Source organism: Neptunomonas japonica DSM 18939 (genome assembly GCF_000422765.1).
Lineage (GTDB): Bacteria > Pseudomonadota > Gammaproteobacteria > Pseudomonadales > Balneatricaceae > Neptunomonas > Neptunomonas japonica.
This window is the reverse complement of record NZ_AUGR01000015.1, coordinates 1-15,642: the sequence shown is the minus strand read 5'-3', so window position 1 is coordinate 15,642 and position 15,642 is coordinate 1. Positions and strand designations below refer to the sequence as shown.

Below are 15,642 nucleotides of genomic sequence, written 5' to 3'. Positions count from 1 at the left end.
TTTCTTCTATACTGAGTTCAATACAAAAATAACAACTCTGTTTGCTAAGCTTACTTGGAGATTTGTGTGAAATCTTTTAACAACTCGAACATAAACACAAAGCTACTCCTCAGCTTTTTATTAATTGGTATAGTGCCGTTCGCAATACTAGCCATTGTCTCCATTTATAAGGCAAGTGACTCTCTATCAAAACAAAGCTACCAACAGCTCGACGCTGTTCGTAGTATCAAAGCTCATCAAATAGAGAATTTCATGGCAACCAGCCGCCGAGATGCTATAAGCCTTGCATCAATACTTAGTACTCTTCTGAATACAGGTACGCTTCAACGGGCAATAACAGAGCAAAATTTTGCGGGTAAAAACTTATTCTCTACCTATCTAGGGAATCATGACTACGACGACTTACTTTTAATTGAGCCTAGCGGGCTGATTTCTTATACAGCGGCAAAAAAATCAGATTATCAAACCAATTTAATGAAAGGACCTTATCGTGAATCACATTTAGGGGACCTATTTCGAACCATAATGCAAACCGGGCGTTACTCAGAAGTAGATTTCGCACTTTACGAGGCAAGCTCTGGAGCACCTGAGAGATTTATTGGAGCCCCAGTTTATGACGCACAAGGAGCACTCGCTTTAGTCGTGGTACTAGAAATACCTATCGACCCAATTAACGATATTATGGGAATACGCGAAGGTATGGGAAAAAGCGGTGAGTCATACCTTATCGGCTCTGACTTCCTAATGCGTTCTGACTCTTTTCTCGATCCAATAAACCACTCAGTTGCAGCATCTTTTGCCAACCCTTCAAAAGGAAGCATAACAACAGCTGCCGCTAAAGCCGCCATCGCCGGAGAAACAGGCAGCCAATTAATAATTGATTACAACGGCAACCCTGTACTCTCTTCTTACTCTCCAATTAATGTTGGGGGTAAACGCTGGGGACTATTAGTCGAGATTGATGAAGCCGAAGCATTTTCCGCAGTATCCACCTTAAAGCTTTGGGTGTTTCTTATTGGTTTCTTCGGAATCTTAACCATTATTTTTGCTGCTCTGCGAATTTCACAAAAGATAACGAAACCCATCTCTGGGTTAGCACATACCATACGTCAAGTTGAAGAAAGCGGTGACTTTTCAGCACGTTTGCACGTATCAAGCGAAGATGAGATTGGACAAGCCAGTAAAGCGGTCAATCAATTACTCCAAGGCACTCAGAATGCACTAGCTGACACTAAACTGATGATGAGGAAAATGGCGGCTGGCGACTTCACTGTGCGCGTCACACGTACCTTAAGAGGTGATCTTAACGACTTGAAGCAAGCAATCAACGACAGCGCCGAACAAACCCAAGCAAGCATTGCTGCACTTAAACAGCTCATGGAAAGCTTATCAGCAGGAAATTTTAACGCAGAGATAAAAACAGAACTTCCCGGAGACTATCAACAAATTGTTGATATTACCCAATGTGCTATGTTCGATATAGGGAACGCAATTAGGGAAGTTAACGACATAATGGAAGCAATGGCCAAAGGTGAATTTGATCTACGTATCGAAAGCGACTTACCAGGACAACTACATATTCTCAAAGATAATATCAATGATTCATTAGATGCTGTAAAAACAGCAACATCAGAAGCATTACTTGTTGCAGAACTACAATCGCAAGGAAATTTAGTTGCGCGTATTGATGGACATTACAAAGGGCAATTCAATGACCTAAAGCAGGCCATTAATCATGGTCAGCATTCTATTTCAAAATTAGTCAATGAAGTCCGCATTTCTGCCCGAGATGTTTCCAGCGCCACTCAAGAAATATCTTTGGGCAATAATGACTTATCAGAACGCACTCAAGAGCAAGCCATTTCAATAGAAAAAACCAGTATTCGTATAGAACAGATCAGCACAACCATTCAGACCAATGCAAACAATGCAGCACAAGCAACCAAGGTAGTAAGCCAAGCCAAAGAGATTACTGCGCATGGTGCTCAAGTTATGACCGGTGCCATCGATGCGATGTCTGCTATTCAAGCATCGAGCAAACATATTGCAGAAATCACTGGCCTGATCGATAGCATTGCGTTTCAAACTAATTTACTAGCACTAAATGCTGCCGTAGAAGCTGCACGTGCAGGAGAGCAAGGACGAGGATTTGCAGTGGTTGCTAATGAGGTTCGCGATTTATCTCAAAAATCAGCTAAAGCGGCACGCGATATTAAAGAACTGATAAAAGATACTACAGAGAAGATTAAAGAAGGCACCGAGCAAGTTCAATTATCCTCAGATGCGCTTGAAGACATTACTAACAGTATAGAAGAAGTCACATTACTGACTTTGCAAATCAGCGAAGCCAGCCAAGAACAAGCCGAAGGCATTACTCCAATCAACCGCTCCATCATGTCAATCGATGATATCACTCAACAAAACGCAGCCTTAGTCGAAGAGATTTCTGCCGCCGCAAGCTCCATGCATGATCAGGCCAACGGGTTAAATACATTAATGCAACGCTTTGTAAGTGAGCAGGATCCCATAAAAAGAACTGATAACGCACAGCCTCATGTATAAGCATTGATAGTAAACCGTTAAATGTTAACGGAAAAATCAGCCTTTAATACTTTAAGAGTATTGGTTAACTCCTCAAACACTAGCTGACGTAACCACATATGTCCTGCGTCTTTCATATACCGCTCATGCCAAACAACAGAATAGGTAAAACCATTTTGTTGCATAGGAAAAGGGATAATTTTCAATTGGTAATGCTTAGCGCAGCTTTGCGCTAAGCCAAAAGGAACAGTTAATACCAAGTCACTTTGAGCCACCAGCGCCAGAGCAGCGACAAAATGCGGCACTCTCAATGCAATACGCCGCGTGAGGCCTTTCTCTTCAAGTAAGTAGTCTATAGCGCCTTTACGGGCACCACCCATAGTAATTAACGCATGCGGTTGCTGTGCATAACTTTCAAGACTCAGTCCAACGTCTGCCAAAGGATGCCTTGTGCTCACAACACATACAAATTGATCATCGCCAACACCACGTCCATGTAACGCAGCGGGAGCATCATTCACAGTACAAACAGCCAAGTCAATATTGTCTTGATCAAGTTGGTTCAATAAGCTTTCTTGCCATGGAACAATCTCTAAATTCACTCCGGGTGCTTCACTTCTCAGCCGGTTTACCACTGAGGGAAGTAACACCTGAGTCCCATAATCGGTAGTAGCTAACCGGAAATCGCTCTTCGCCTGCGCTGGGGAAAACTGTGGCGACTCTATCAGTAAACTTATATCTTGTAGCGAATGATGTAATTGTAACGCTAGGGCTTCTGCTCGCGGCGTAGGCGCCAAACCTTTAGGTGTGCGAGTAAACAGAGGGTCATTAAACAGTTCTCTTAGCCGTGCAAGGTTACGGCTAATCGCCGATTGCGTCAGGTTCAAGCGACCTGCCGCACGCGTAACACTGCGCTCTTCTAACAACACATGAAAAACCGGCAATAAATTAAGATCAGCACTAGACACTCGGGATATATTCACAATCACATTACCAATAATCATGTTGGATATTTTTATAATGCATTGGATGCATATCACATTCAAGATTAGAGTAGCCATATTCTCTGACATCTACTCTTTTCAAGGTATGAACATGTATATCGAAGTAAACCGTGAAATACAGCTCGTAAGCCGCCCTTCAGGCATTCCAACCTCGGAAAACTTCGGCGTTGTAACGACACCGGTCGACGTTTTAAAAGACGGTGAAGTTCTCATTAAAAATTCGTGGATGTCTGTAGATCCCTACATGCGTGGTCGCATGCTGGAGCGGAAAAGCTACATTGAACCCTTTGCTCTGAATGAAACTTTATCAGGCGGAGCCGTTGGGCAAGTGATGGAATCCAGTAACCCTCAGTTTCCTGTGGGCAGTAAAGTTGCCAACATGAGCGGATGGCGAGAGTATTTCACAACAGACGGCGCAGATTTACAGCCTTTACCAGAAACAGAAATACCAGACCAAGCCTTTCTAGGCGTGCTTGGTATGCCTGGTATGACAGCCTTTACCGGACTCACTAAAATTGCTCGTATTAAAGAGGGTGACACCGTATTTGTTTCTGCCGCATCAGGTGCAGTCGGCGCCATCGTTTGCCAAATAGCCAAACTGAAAGGTTGTTTTGTTGTCGGTAGTGTTGGCTCAGAGGAAAAAGCTCAATACCTAAAGGCTGAATTGGGTGTCGACGCTGTTGTAAATTATAAAACCACGGAAAACTTACAAGAAAGTATCTCCCAAGCCTGTCCGCAGGGTATTGATGTCTACTTTGAAAATGTTGGTGGTGAGCATTTAGAAGCGGCTCTTAATCTCATGAATGATTACGGCAGAATTGCCGTATGCGGAATGATTGACCAATATAACGCAACATCGCCACAAGCGGGTCCAACAAATTTATCTCAGATAATCATCAAAAAGTTAACCATACAGGGGTTCATTATCTTTGATCACTGGAATGAATATCCAGCCTTTGTTACCCAGATGACACAATGGATACAACAAGGAAAAGTCACTGCAAAAGAAACTGTATATGAGGGAGTTGAACAAGCGCCCGACGCTTTTATCGGCCTATTTACCGGAAAGAACATAGGCAAAATGCTTGTAAAACTGAGTTAGTTTTCGATTAACAGTAAATAGGAACAAACACGATGAATATTCTTTTCGTACTCACTTCACATGACACACTAGGCGACACTGGCGAAAAAACTGGTTTTTGGATTGAAGAGTTTGCCGCCCCCTACTACACCCTCTCTGACTCTAACGCCAATATAACACTGGCGTCACCCGCTGGAGGGCAGCCTCCTATCGACCCGAAAAGTGAGTTAGAGGATTTCCAAACAGACGCCACTCGCCGTTTCGATCAGGATAGTGAACTACAGACTAAGTTAGCTAACACCATCAAACTAGCCGATGTTTTAGCTAATGATTATGATGCTGTTTTTTACCCCGGTGGGCATGGCCCAATGTGGGACCTAACGAACAACACAGCGTCTATCAAACTGATAGAAAGTTTCTTTAAGCAAGGCAAGCCTATTTCTGCCGTCTGCCATGCCCCCAGCGTATTACTTAACACCAAAGACACAACAGGCGAACCTCTCTTCAAAGGGAAAAAAGTCACCGGCTTTAGCAACACTGAAGAAGCTGCCGTTGGCTTAACTGAAATAGTGCCATTCTTACTGGAAGATGAGCTAACTAAACAAGGTGGTCTCTATAGCCAAGGCAGTGACTGGAGCCCTTATGTTGTCGAGGATGGGTTATTGATCACCGGTCAAAATCCTGCTTCCTCTGCCGCAGTGGCCAACGCGGTACTCGCTAAGCTGAGCTAAAGAGAAAACATGCCTTGTGCCAATAAAAAAAGGAGCCATTAGGCTCCTTTTTTTCAATACAGAATAATACACAGCTTTATGAAAATTCCTTCACAAGGTCTAACGTTGAACGCTCACCCAGATCATCATAATTCGCATCAAGAAATACTTTCGCAGATTCACGACCAATATCGCGAAGGTGAGTTAAGAACTCCCACTCAGCATTCATTTTACTAGAAGCAGACAGTGGATTTAACTGCTCGGTCGCATCGATACGATGTACTAAGATATCGGCGTAATGGTCTTTATCAAGCTTATTCTCATGTAATAATCGATGTACAAACTCAACACTACGTAGCTCTCTTAATAAAGAAGTATTAAAGGATATCTCATTCACTCTATTAAGGATTTCACGCGCTGTTTTCGGTGTTTCATTTCGTTCAATAGGATTGACCTGAACAACTAATACATCTCGTGACTTAGTCCCTTGAAAGAGGGGGTATAACGGGGGATTACCCACATAACCACCGTCCCAATACGGAACACCATCAATCTCTACTGCTTGGTATAAGAAAGGCAAACAGGCAGAAGCCAGCACCATATCAGGTGTAAGCTCTTCACGCTCAAAAACTTTTATTTTCCCTGAGTGCACATTAGTTGCAGCGATAAAAAGTTTAACAGCACTACATGCCCTAACTTTTTCAAAATCGATACTCGACTCAACTAACTCTCGCAACGGATTAATATTCAAAGGGTTAGTGTCGTACGGTGATGCAACTCGGCTTAATAAATCATACATTAGGTATGCAGGCGAGCTTTCCATATCCCAGCGCCCAGTCAGCACATCCATCGGTGTCCGCTTAAGTGGACTGTACTTACCCATTTCAGAAACTTTTCGCCAAAATGTCTCTAGCGATTCTCTAGCGCCGTCTGCACCATCGTTCATATAGCCTTGTGCCAGTACGACAGCATTCATTGCTCCGGCACTTGTACCTGAAATACCTTCAACACTGACGCGCCCATCTTCCATAAAGTGATCTAATACACCCCAGGTGAATGCGCCATGAGATCCACCTCCCTGCAGTGCAAGATTTACTGACTTCTTACGCATCAGTGTTGTTTCCCTAGTTAGAGGTTTTCATTCATTTAGTAAAAAAGCAGCCATTGATTGTCGTGCAATTACTGTGCAGTCCAGCCGCCTTCAACTGGTAGCGTGCTACCTGTAATAGACGAAGCACCATCACTGCATAAAAACACAGCTACAGCCGCTATTTCTTCAACTGTCACAAACTTTTTAGTCGGCTGTGCTTTTAACATTACATCCTGCTTCACTTGCTCTTCCGTAATACCACGTGCTTTGGCTGTATCAGCTACCTGCTTTTCAACCAGCGGCGTCCATACATAGCCAGGAGCAATAGCATTTACAGTAGTACCGTACTCAGCCAGCTCCAGTGCTGTTGTTTTAGTAAAACCAGCAACGCCATGTTTAGCGGCAACATACGCAGATTTAAATGGGGAAGCGACTAATGCATGTGCTGATGCCGTATTGATAATACGCCCCCAACCTCGCTTCTTCATACCAGGAATAGCTGCTTTAGTAGAATGGAAAACAGCGGTCAGGTTAATAGCAATAATGGCATCCCATTTAGCTTCTGGGAACTCCTCAACAGGCGATACAAATTGAATGCCAGCATTGTTTACCAATATATCTACTGAACCTAATTCCTTCTCAGCATCCGTAACCATGCCCGCAATTTCTACAGGCTTTAGCATATTCGCTGGTGAAAAAAGTACTTTAACGCCAAAATCAGCTTCGATTGCTGCCCGAACCCCTTCGTTTTCTTCTGGCGTGCCTAAACCATTAATCACGACATTAGCACCTTGTTCCGCTAAACCACGAGCAATTGCCAAACCAATTCCGGAAGTAGAGCCTGTAACAACTGCATTTTTATCTGTCAGCATCATCCATTACCTTATGAAAATAATTATCTTCAGAATCTGGACCTGGTGCTTTGAAATATCACAATTCCAGTTCTATGCAGCCAAGACATTAACATACATTTTGCACTGCACAAAACCTCCTATTAAATATCTTCTGAATAGCAAATAAGCAGTCAGCTGGCATTCAGATTAAGAATAACTTTCCCAGCCCGAGAAAGGCCACAAAGCCGACAACATCAGTCACTGTTGTCAGTATGACTGAGCCTGAAAGCGCGGGTCAATCTTCAGCTTATCTAATAAAACAGGAATGAGTACTCCTGAAAAAGCAGCCGTCATTATGTTGATAGCAATCGCTGATGCAATCACCAACCCAATCATAAAACCTGAGAACCAACTAGCAACAGCACCTATAACCATCGCCCACAAAAAGCCATCGAAGCAACATTGGCATTAATACGGCATGTGCTACCACTTGTTGAAGCGTTGCTTCAAAAAGCCCAACAGCCCAGACGCCAAAATGCAGTTAGTAAGTTAATACAAAACCACATGCACGACATATTGAGCTTTTCCATATGGGAGAAAACTAATCTGCAGATTCGGATAAGCCCGCGCGTGCCATATTTTCTGCCTCATGGCTTTCCCGCATTATTTGAAAACCATCTTTAATCGTCATGCGCCAAATTAACATGCCCTTAGCATCGATACTCGGTAATAAAACGTATTTAAATTTCTCCTGAATATCAGCACTTTCTTCAAGGCTAGTTTCTGCTAACAGAGACTCTGCTTGCTCGTCTAACAACTCTACGAGTGGAATATACCCGGACGAACCAAAAGTGCTTTGAGCGGCACCGTTCCGGCATAACGACCAATTTGGTTTTTATTAAACTGGTTACTGTATTCAACAAACAGACACTGCTAAAGATCATCTGTAGGCAATGTGTCAATAATTCCCTTTGCTCAAACAACTATGCAACTATTACCTAACAAATATCTGAATCTGAGAGCAAATAATGCAAGAACTAAAACACCCTCTGAATTTTGCTCCTTTGTTATAATACTGATCGCAATATCTGGCGGGATTTTTTGGTATTTTTATTCCAGAAAGTGGTTGTAACTGTAATCTAATATTTTTCACATTTTTATTGTATGAAATTTAGGTCTACTCCCCACCTGTTAAATTCGTTATTCTTCCTAGTAATTCTTTAGTGGTTATTCAGCATGCTAGATTGGGTTCTAACAAATAATGGGTTTGTTATTGAAGCAGTTATTATGCTGGCCATCATTATCTATGTTGGCACACGCATTTAAAGCTATCCTACTATCAGGTGTTATATGAGCTATCCGTGTTTGAGTCGTTTCTTGCAGCTTCTATTTGTATCTTCCTTATCTATCACGAGCTCAGTCTCTTATGGGTATAATGAAACTGACCTCTTTAGTGATATTCCAGAAATAGTTTCTGCTACTCGTATTTCACAAAATATTTCTGAAGCGCCTGTATCAACAACGGTCATCACACAAGAGTTGATCCAAGCATCGAGTGCAGTCGACCTTCCTGAGCTATTTAAGTTAGTCCCGGGATTTCAAGTCTATACACCCAATGCAAATAAGTACGCCGTAACTTATCATGGTGCTTCAGGCGAGTTTCCTCGCAATCTCGATATCCGTATTAATGGACGCCCAGTCTATATCCCCCTTCTATCGACAGTTGCTTGGAACACTTTGGGGATATCTATTGACGATATTCAACGTATAGAAGTTGTACGCGGCTCCAACGTTCCTTCCTATGGTTCTAATGCATTAATGGGTGCCATTAATATTGTTACTAAAACGCCCATTGAACAAACGTCACAGCAACTAACAACGACAATTGGAGCACAAGGGAGAAAAGATGTAACAGCATCTTATAGCGGTAAAGCCAACGATCTATATTACCGCGTTAACTTAGGCCATGAAGGCAATAAGGGGTTTGATTTTCAAAAAGGGGGGGAAAATGTAAATTTAGGCAATCTACACTTTGTATTTACACCCTCACTCTATGACAGCATTGATTTCACGGCTGGGTTTAATAATGGAACGATGGGCATAGGAGGTGGAAACGAGCTAAGAGAGTATCAAGATAGAGATCATTTTTCTCATTTCCAATATCTTCAATGGAACCATGTAGTCAACGAAACCCACGAGATCAACACACAGCTTTTTCATAACTACCTAAGACTCAAAACAAAGTCTTTCAATGCATCAGAACTGCTAAATGACCCAGGGCTAGTAAATCTCAACGCTCAACTTGCCTTTTTAGCAGCAACATTAGGCGACAACTACCCGTTCAGCAGTAGTCATGTCAGTGACTTTCCCGTGTTGAGCAGTGCTGAAAATGGCAGCACGCAAACTTACGGCGCAGAACTACAACACACATTCACTCCAACTTCATCTTTTACATTAGCTTCTGGATTAGGTTTTCGTTACGAGAAAGCAAGCAGCCTTGCTCTATTGGGTAGTGATGAAACAATTGATGAAGAAATCTATTTTTTCTTCAGTAATGCTGAGTGGAAGCAAACTGATCATCTAAGTTGGAACGCAGGCTTTATGTCCGAGTTGTCCTCGATTACATCTCCAGCAACGTCTATACGACTCGCTTCAAACTACAAGCTGGGTAATTCTCTTATTCTGCGTGGAGCTATCACCCAAGCTTACAGGACACCATCACTTCTAGAGGAAAATAATAAGTCATCTTATATATTCCCAGAAGGCGTTCCTTTTGATTATGTCTCTTTCCCTAATGATGACTTAGAAGCAGAAAAACTTAACGCTGCTGAGTTAGGAATTTTTTGGACACTCCCCGAGAATAAGGGTTTCGTAGACCTGAAGATTTTTAACGAGCGCATCTCAAATGGAATAGAGAGCTGGTTTTACGAAGGGCCTATTGATCTTCTATCAATTAAGCAAGGCTTTAGAGATGAGGCAAGAGAGTTACGTAATGCTTCTAATAGAAAATCACACGGTTTTGAAATACAAGCCAGCATAAAGCCATCTAATAAAGACCTTATTCATTTTGCCTATAGCATGACCAAAATCAGCGGTATACAACGAAGAGGGGAATTAGCGAGAAAATCTGACCGCACCTATGATGATTCTGCACCCCGCCATACAGCAACGCTATTACTAAATCATCAATTCACAAACACTCTAGATAGTAGTGTAATTTTCAACTACATGTCGGACGTACAATGGCAAGATAGTAGTCTCATTGAAAGTTACAAAACAGCTGACTTTAAAATCACAAAATCTTTTCCCACAAGCCATCGACATAAATTAACCACCAGTTTACTCGTTAAGAACCTGTTTGATCAGAAGTACTCTCAATTCCATACGAATAACCTTTATGATCGCCGCTTATACTTAATAATGAAATTAAACTTTTAAATTGATCGGCAGGGAAAGCCTGAAAATATGACTTATTGGATATGGATAACAAGGAACATAAACAAGGCAGTACTTACTGCCCTCCTCTTATTCGTGCCCGCTCTTTGCCAAGCTAACGACATACCTCGTATAACCCTGCTATTAAGTTCAAAGCAACCTGTATATCAATTAGTAGCCGATAGCATTCACTCTTCGCTTAACACGACTACTAACATTGAAGAGAACACCATAGACTCAATCGACAGTATTTCAGGAGCACCAACAATAGTTCTAACAATAGGCTCTGCTGCGTTTGAGAAGGCTTTAGGAAAATTTAAAACCTCACCCATCATTGCAAGCTTTCTCCCACGTAGGGTTTATGAAGAGTTACTTGCTAGAGCATTCAGAAGTTCTAATAACACAACAGCCATATTTATTGATCAATCAATGCTGCTCCAATTAGCCCTTGCCAGATTGATTACTCCAACAGGAACAACCATTGGAACCGTGTTTGGAGCATCATCAATAAACGAAAGAGAACGCGTCTATCATGCAGCTAAAACAATGGGCTTCAACATAAAATCTGTTGTACTTAATAGTGACAACAATCCAGTGAACACTTTACAACCCATTATCCAAGATACAGATGTTTTTTTAGCTATCCCTGATCAATCAGCTTTTAATCGCGCCAGCGCCAAATGGTCATTGTTTCTTGCACTGCGACTAAAAAAACCACTCATCGGTTTTTCAGAAAAATATGTAGATGCTGGTGCTCTGGCGGCAATCTTTTCATCTCCTCAACAAATAGGCCAACATGCAGCGGAAGCACTCGATGCTTATTTAGAAACAGGGATAATTGTTGAACCTTCACATCCAAAGTATTTCACGGTAAAAACTAACCTAAAATCTAGACAAACCATTAACATACAGATGAATGATGCTGCGGTATTACAACAGCAGTTAGGGGGGGCTCATTAACACCTTACCTAACCCACGCTTTCGGTTTGGTATTAGAAAGCGTATTTTGTTCCTGACACTTCTACCATTATTGTTTATGTCTCTTCTGTTAGGTGGCTACTTCACTTATACGCGCTTACAAGATGCAGAGCACTCCCTCCTTGAACGAGGTCAATTATTAGCTCGCTTAATTGCATCCTCTTCAGAATTTGGCTTTATAACTAATAATAGCGAGCTGCTTAAAGATCTCAGTAAAGGCCCCCTATTAGAGCAAGATGTATCAGACATTCTGTTTCTGGACGGAAAGTACGAATTAATCCTGCGTTCTGCAGAATTCCCTATTAATCTTCAAATAGCTTCTGGGCAAACATACAAACAAAGTGAGTATTGGTATTTTACTCAACCTATTGTAACCACCGGCATCCCGTTCTTAGACAACGCAGAGTTCCAAGAATCAGAACAGATAGTTGAAACCATAGGCTGGGTTGTTGTTGTTATATCTGAATCAAGGAAAGTGCAACAAGAAGAGCAAATATTTATAGCAAACACTCTTTTGTTACTCCTAGGTTCTGTATTTACATTTTTTCTTGCGCAGCGATTTGGCAAACGGATCAGCTTACCTATACTTGAACTCACCCAAATAATGGAAAAAATTCAAGCAGGGCAATATGATGCCCGTATAACCAATACTTATACCGGCGAATTCAACTCGCTCGCCATTGGGCTCAATAACCTTGCTGATACTGTTCATAAGTCAATAAAAAACCAAGAAAGTAAAATTGAACTAGCCACACGTAAATTACAATTCACGCTTCATCACCTAGAACAACAGAATAGCGCTCTAGCCACTGCTAGGAAACGTGCAGATGAAGCGAACAAAGCAAAAGATGACTTTTTAGCAAGAATGAGCCACGAGCTACGTACTCCTTTAACATCAGTTGTTGGTTTTTCGAAGTTACTTAAGCAGAGCCCTTGTACACAAGAACAATTAGAACACATAAGAATTATTAACCAGACATCTCAGATGCTCCTTTCTATCATTGATGACATTCTGGACTTCTCTAAACTCCAGCAAAATGCCATCACGATAGAGCACATCCCTTTTAATTTAGAAAATTTGATTTACGATGTGATGGAAATGCAGGCTCCACAAGCTCATGACAAAGGCTTAGAGCTTATTGCCCATTTACCTGAAACAGAACGCCTTGAAGTTATAGGGGACCCTACTAGACTTCGGCAAATAATATCAAACATTTTATCAAATGCAGTAAAGTTCACAGAGAGGGGGTCTGTTGAAACTTATTTACACATTAAGCATTTAAATAAACAGCAAAGCTTGTTCACACTAAAAGTCATCGACACTGGAATAGGCATTCCCCAAAAGCAGTTAGAACAACTTTTCAAAGCCTTTATGCAAGCAGATACGTCTATCACTAGACGTTTCGGCGGCTCAGGACTTGGCTTAGTTATCGCTAAGAAACTAACTGAGTTAATGGGAGGCAAGTTGTCTATGAGTAGCGAAGAAAGCCAAGGAACAACACTCACATTGGACCTCCCATTAAAAACAAATGCTCATGCGAACACAATTACTAACAGCTCAACAAAAGTACACACAAGCACTATGTACTATGAAGAAAACCCTTCTCTTAGAACAGCCATTAGCAGCATATTAAAAAGACAGACAAGCGAGGTTATAACTCTAAAAAGCATAGAAGAAATTAAGCTCATAGCAGAAAACAACAGTGTGATAATAAGTATCCCTGCTAATCCAGAAAAACAAATTGTGCTATTGAAGGCAATAAGAGAAATAAGTCCTCATTGTGCAAAATTGATACTCCTTTCACCTAACTGCACGAACCTTCCTGTAACAAATAACATCACTATATTAAACAAGCCAGTAAGACCTAGTCGTATCCACCAAGCAATACAACTGACAACCTGTTTAGAAGCCACAAACTCTAAGCCACACTTAACTATGAAGACTATAAAAGTCGTAGTAGCTGAAGATAATGAGTTCAACAGCATTCTTATTAAGAACATACTGAACAGCTTTAATATCCAGTCGTTTACGGCTACGACTGGCCTAGAAGCAATCAAGCTTGTTGAAGAAGAGAAACCTGATATTGTTTTAATGGACGCTCATATGCCTATCATGGATGGGTTTGAGGCAACAAAATATATCAAGGAGAAATGGCCATCCCTCCCAATTATAGCCTTAACTGCCAACATTATTGAAAGTGAGCATATCGCTTTATATAAAGCGGGAGTATCTAAGGTATTACTAAAACCCATTAATGATTCACAGTTATTTGAGACTATTAATGCTCTCACTACAAACGTACTACAAGTAGATCAACACATTACACAAGCAACAGATATTACGAAATATGACATACATCCACAGCAACTAGAGCAAGAGTTACAATCCCTAAGCAAACGACTACAAACAGCTTTTCAAAAACAGCAGATTAATGCCATTAGCGAAATCAATCATCAAATTGCGGGAATCGCTGGACTTTATGAGCTTCCTGAAATTGAATGTTGTGTCACAAGCTTACAAGAACTGATAGTCCAGAGTAGCGCTGACTGGTCTAGTATATGGAAAGTTATTTGGCGCCTTAAGCGTATTTTAGACAGTAAAGATTGATAGTAAGCAGTAATACTCAAAATGATCGATAAGTAGGCTCTTGATCCATCAAGCCCTTTAAAGTAGAACGTATCCCCTCTAGACGCTGCATCCCCACATCGTTATAACGATAGCGCCCTGACCCAAATAAAACCCTTTGGTGGCTTTCTGCTTGCAACTCTAATTCGTAACATTGTAAACGGATTTTTTCTAAATCCGGGTCATGTAAGATAGTTAACCCAACAAACACCACCCACTGTTCGGTATCACCTCCCCCTTCACATAGACTTGAGATTAAGCGATACACATCAACCCGTTTAGGACGATAAATAGGTGGGCGACCAAACAACATAGCTATAGCAAGTAAAAGCAAGAACAACAAACATATCACAAAAACTAAAATAAAATCCACTTTAGTGCAAAGCTCTGTTCAACTCAGAATTAAGCACCCCAGCGGCTTCAATCGCCTCAGCAGCACGTTTTTCTTCTATATCAGCCATAAAGGCTTCGTACTTTCTTTTGGTACGCTTATCTAAATTTTTCCATGCTTTTAATATAGGAATGTGTTCTGTTTCATTAAAAATATCAGAGAAAACTTTATAAGCCTTCTTACTATGAAACTCAGGGTCTAAATGGTCAATTAATACTTTAATTCTGATCGAACCTTCTACGACACCAACCTGGCCGCTCACCAAGGCTTGCGATAAGACTTTGAGGCTATCAAGTACATAAGTATATTTTTCCTGACGCACCTTATTAATTTGCTCAGCTTGCTCTTGCTTGGCCAGTCGATTTTTCTTTAAGAGTAGATATTTTTTATAAATAAACACCAAAAGAAAAACAATAATGAGCGCCCCAAAAGCAATCATCGAAATTATTACTGATTCTGACATCGATTAAACCTGCTGATCTAACATCGTTGATAAAAATAAATAATACAGGAAAAGCTTCGAAGGCCCTAGAGCTTACACATCCAGTACTGAGTACTATCAATCTAGATATATGGTAAGCCCATCCTCCTATTCCTTAACTCCAGGCATAAAAAAACCCTGATCACGAAGTGATCAGGGTTCTCTATTAAAAGCTTGGCGATGACCTACTCTCACATGGGGAGACCCCACACTACCATCGGCGCTAAAACGTTTCACTTCTGAGTTCGGGATGGGATCAGGTGGTTCCATTTCGCTATGGTCGCCAAGCATAAACTGTCACAACATGGATTCGATGAATTTCTGTGTCTTTGTCTGTTTAACAAGCGCTAGTCTGTAATCTTATCTGTTACTACATGCTTCCCACACGCCTTTGGCGTTATATGGTCAAGCCTCACGAGCAATTAGTACTGGTTAGCTCAACGCCTCGCAGCGCTTCCACACCCAGCCTATC

The 15,642-nt window shown here is 41.4% G+C and carries 13 protein-coding genes and 1 rRNA gene; 6 read left to right on the top strand and 8 right to left on the bottom strand.

All coding sequences use genetic code 11. The features are described 5' to 3' along the window. Nucleotides 1–66 precede the first annotated feature (66 nt). Entirely contained in the window at nucleotides 67–2,562 is a 2,496-nt protein-coding gene (locus tag G511_RS23840; protein ID WP_051221869.1) for a methyl-accepting chemotaxis protein, read from the top strand. A 17-nt stretch (nucleotides 2,563–2,579) separates the two neighbouring features. On the opposite strand, the gene G511_RS22535 is transcribed toward G511_RS23840, so the two are convergent. Further along, on the bottom strand, nucleotides 2,580–3,614 hold the full coding sequence (locus tag G511_RS22535; RefSeq protein WP_084629072.1) for a LysR family transcriptional regulator: 1,035 nt from the start codon (nucleotides 3,612–3,614) through the stop codon (nucleotides 2,580–2,582). 22 nt (nucleotides 3,615–3,636) lie between these two features. Here G511_RS22535 and G511_RS0110410 point away from each other — a divergent pair, with 22 nt between their 5' ends. Together G511_RS0110410 and G511_RS0110405 are read left to right on the top strand one after the other, a co-directional pair. Next, nucleotides 3,637–4,647: an NADP-dependent oxidoreductase gene (locus tag G511_RS0110410; protein WP_211224894.1), complete on the top strand. Its 1,011-nt coding sequence runs from the start codon at nucleotides 3,637–3,639 to the stop codon at nucleotides 4,645–4,647. A 32-nt stretch (nucleotides 4,648–4,679) separates the two neighbouring features. Beyond that, the gene (locus G511_RS0110405) at nucleotides 4,680–5,357 is read left to right on the top strand and encodes a type 1 glutamine amidotransferase domain-containing protein (protein WP_028469570.1); all 678 of its coding nucleotides are present in this window, start codon (nucleotides 4,680–4,682) and stop codon (nucleotides 5,355–5,357) included. 76 nt (nucleotides 5,358–5,433) lie between these two features. Here G511_RS0110405 and G511_RS0110400 read toward each other — a convergent pair whose 3' ends face one another. The 4 genes from G511_RS0110400 to G511_RS23835 form a co-directional block, all read right to left on the bottom strand. Beyond that, nucleotides 5,434–6,447 carry a patatin-like phospholipase family protein gene (locus G511_RS0110400; protein WP_028469569.1) on the bottom strand — a complete coding sequence of 338 codons (1,014 nt, stop codon included), beginning with the start codon at nucleotides 6,445–6,447 and terminating at the stop codon, nucleotides 5,434–5,436. 68 nt (nucleotides 6,448–6,515) lie between these two features. Continuing rightward, the gene (locus G511_RS0110395) at nucleotides 6,516–7,301 is read right to left on the bottom strand and encodes a 3-hydroxybutyrate dehydrogenase (RefSeq protein ID WP_036551861.1); all 786 of its coding nucleotides are present in this window, start codon (nucleotides 7,299–7,301) and stop codon (nucleotides 6,516–6,518) included. Nucleotides 7,302–7,526: 225 nt separating this feature from the next. After that, nucleotides 7,527–7,694 (bottom strand): magnesium transporter, encoded by a 168-nt coding sequence (locus G511_RS24360; RefSeq protein WP_156905196.1) that lies wholly within the window; start codon nucleotides 7,692–7,694, stop codon nucleotides 7,527–7,529. 166 nt (nucleotides 7,695–7,860) lie between these two features. Further along, nucleotides 7,861–8,076: a hypothetical protein gene (locus G511_RS23835; protein ID WP_028469567.1), complete on the bottom strand. Its 216-nt coding sequence runs from the start codon at nucleotides 8,074–8,076 to the stop codon at nucleotides 7,861–7,863. Nucleotides 8,077–8,609: 533 nt separating this feature from the next. On the opposite strand from G511_RS23835, the gene G511_RS0110375 reads away from it, so the two are divergent. The 3 genes from G511_RS0110375 to G511_RS0110365 all read left to right on the top strand — a co-directional run bounded on the left by G511_RS0110375 (nucleotide 8,610) and on the right by G511_RS0110365 (nucleotide 14,280). Continuing rightward, nucleotides 8,610–10,697 (top strand): TonB-dependent receptor plug domain-containing protein, encoded by a 2,088-nt coding sequence (locus tag G511_RS0110375; protein ID WP_028469566.1) that lies wholly within the window; start codon nucleotides 8,610–8,612, stop codon nucleotides 10,695–10,697. 27 nt (nucleotides 10,698–10,724) lie between these two features. Then, on the top strand, nucleotides 10,725–11,654 hold the full coding sequence (locus G511_RS0110370) for an ABC transporter substrate binding protein (protein WP_084629071.1): 930 nt from the start codon (nucleotides 10,725–10,727) through the stop codon (nucleotides 11,652–11,654). Nucleotides 11,655–11,730: 76 nt separating this feature from the next. Then, complete coding sequence (locus G511_RS0110365; RefSeq protein WP_028469564.1) at nucleotides 11,731–14,280, top strand: ATP-binding protein; 2,550 nt, start codon at nucleotides 11,731–11,733, stop codon at nucleotides 14,278–14,280. Between the two features lie 16 nt (nucleotides 14,281–14,296). On the opposite strand, the gene G511_RS0110360 is transcribed toward G511_RS0110365, so the two are convergent. From G511_RS0110360 to rrf, 3 genes are all read right to left on the bottom strand, one after another. Further along, nucleotides 14,297–14,671, bottom strand: a complete 375-nt coding sequence (locus G511_RS0110360; protein WP_028469563.1) for a hypothetical protein — start codon at nucleotides 14,669–14,671, stop codon at nucleotides 14,297–14,299. Nucleotide 14,672: 1 nt separating this feature from the next. Continuing rightward, complete coding sequence (locus G511_RS0110355) at nucleotides 14,673–15,152, bottom strand: DUF2489 domain-containing protein (protein ID WP_028469562.1); 480 nt, start codon at nucleotides 15,150–15,152, stop codon at nucleotides 14,673–14,675. 190 nt (nucleotides 15,153–15,342) lie between these two features. Beyond that, nucleotides 15,343–15,458 (bottom strand): 5S ribosomal RNA (gene rrf, locus G511_RS0110350). Nucleotides 15,459–15,642 lie beyond the last annotated feature (184 nt).

Excerpts from the sequence above, each read along its gene's own strand:
- G511_RS0110405 (WP_028469570.1), top strand. The coding sequence starts at position 4,680 with ATGAATATTCTTTTCGTACTCACTTCACATGACACACTAGGCGACACT.
- G511_RS0110370 (WP_084629071.1), top strand. The coding sequence starts at position 10,725 with ATGACTTATTGGATATGGATAACAAGGAACATAAACAAGGCAGTACTT.
- G511_RS0110355 (WP_028469562.1), bottom strand. The coding sequence starts at position 15,152 with ATGTCAGAATCAGTAATAATTTCGATGATTGCTTTTGGGGCGCTCATT.
- G511_RS0110365 (WP_028469564.1), top strand. The coding sequence starts at position 11,731 with ATGTCTCTTCTGTTAGGTGGCTACTTCACTTATACGCGCTTACAAGAT.
- G511_RS22535 (WP_084629072.1), bottom strand. The coding sequence starts at position 3,614 with ATGTCAGAGAATATGGCTACTCTAATCTTGAATGTGATATGCATCCAA.
- G511_RS0110395 (WP_036551861.1), bottom strand. The coding sequence starts at position 7,301 with ATGATGCTGACAGATAAAAATGCAGTTGTTACAGGCTCTACTTCCGGA.
- G511_RS0110375 (WP_028469566.1), top strand. The coding sequence starts at position 8,610 with ATGAGCTATCCGTGTTTGAGTCGTTTCTTGCAGCTTCTATTTGTATCT.
- G511_RS0110400 (WP_028469569.1), bottom strand. The coding sequence starts at position 6,447 with ATGCGTAAGAAGTCAGTAAATCTTGCACTGCAGGGAGGTGGATCTCAT.
- G511_RS24360 (WP_156905196.1), bottom strand. The coding sequence starts at position 7,694 with ATGGTTATAGGTGCTGTTGCTAGTTGGTTCTCAGGTTTTATGATTGGG.
- G511_RS0110410 (WP_211224894.1), top strand. The coding sequence starts at position 3,637 with ATGTATATCGAAGTAAACCGTGAAATACAGCTCGTAAGCCGCCCTTCA.